Source organism: Isoptericola sp. b515, from assembly GCF_030588125.1.
Lineage (GTDB): Bacteria > Actinomycetota > Actinomycetes > Actinomycetales > Cellulomonadaceae > Isoptericola > Isoptericola sediminis.
Map to the genome: position 1 here is coordinate 1 of NZ_JAUQYR010000009.1, position 1,187 is coordinate 1,187.

Annotated in this window: 1 rRNA gene; it reads right to left on the bottom strand. The window is 58.8% G+C overall.

The window, feature by feature from the left end:
- Positions 1-36: 36 nt before the first annotated feature.
- Positions 37-1,187 (bottom strand): 16S ribosomal RNA (locus Q6350_RS15295); the annotation flags it as partial.

Consider the following 1,187-nt stretch of genomic DNA (forward strand, 5'->3'; position numbering starts at 1 on the left):
CCCCCACCACGCGGGCGGGAGGTATGTGCTCCTTAGAAAGGAGGTGATCCAGCCGCACCTTCCGGTACGGCTACCTTGTTACGACTTAGTCCCAATCGCCAGTCCCACCTTCGACCACTCCCTCCGGACGAACCGGTTGGGCCGTGAGCTTCGGGTGTTACCAACTTTCGTGACTTGACGGGCGGTGTGTACAAGGCCCGGGAACGTATTCACCGCAGCGTTGCTGATCTGCGATTACTAGCGACTCCGACTTCATGGGGTCGAGTTGCAGACCCCAATCCGAACTGAGACCGGCTTTTTGGGATTCGCTCCACCTTACGGTATCGCAGCCCTCTGTACCGGCCATTGTAGCATGCGTGAAGCCCAAGACATAAGGGGCATGATGATTTGACGTCATCCCCGCCTTCCTCCGAGTTGACCCCGGCAGTCTCCCATGAGTCCCCGGCATGACCCGCTGGCAACATAGGACAAGGGTTGCGCTCGTTGCGGGACTTAACCCAACATCTCACGACACGAGCTGACGACAACCATGCACCACCTGTGCACCGACCTTGCGGAACCACCATCTCTGGCAGCGTCCGGTGCATGTCAAGCCTTGGTAAGGTTCTTCGCGTTGCATCGAATTAATCCGCATGCTCCGCCGCTTGTGCGGGCCCCCGTCAATTCCTTTGAGTTTTAGCCTTGCGGCCGTACTCCCCAGGCGGGGCACTTAATGCGTTAGCTGCGGCACGGAACTCGTGGAATGAGCCCCACACCTAGTGCCCAACGTTTACGGCATGGACTACCAGGGTATCTAATCCTGTTCGCTCCCCATGCTTTCGCTCCTCAGCGTCAGTTGCGGCCCAGAGACCTGCCTTCGCCATCGGTGTTCCTCCTGATATCTGCGCATTCCACCGCTACACCAGGAATTCCAGTCTCCCCTACCGCACTCTAGTCTGCCCGTACCCGATGCACGCCCCAGGTTGAGCCTGAGGTTTTCACACCAGACGCGACAAACCGCCTACGAGCTCTTTACGCCCAATAATTCCGGACAACGCTTGCGCCCTACGTATTACCGCGGCTGCTGGCACGTAGTTAGCCGGCGCTTCTTCTGCAGGTACCGTCCACCCGAAGGCCTTCTTCCCTGCTGAAAGAGGTTTACAACCCGAAGGCCGTCATCCCTCACGCGGCGTCGCTGCATCAGGCTT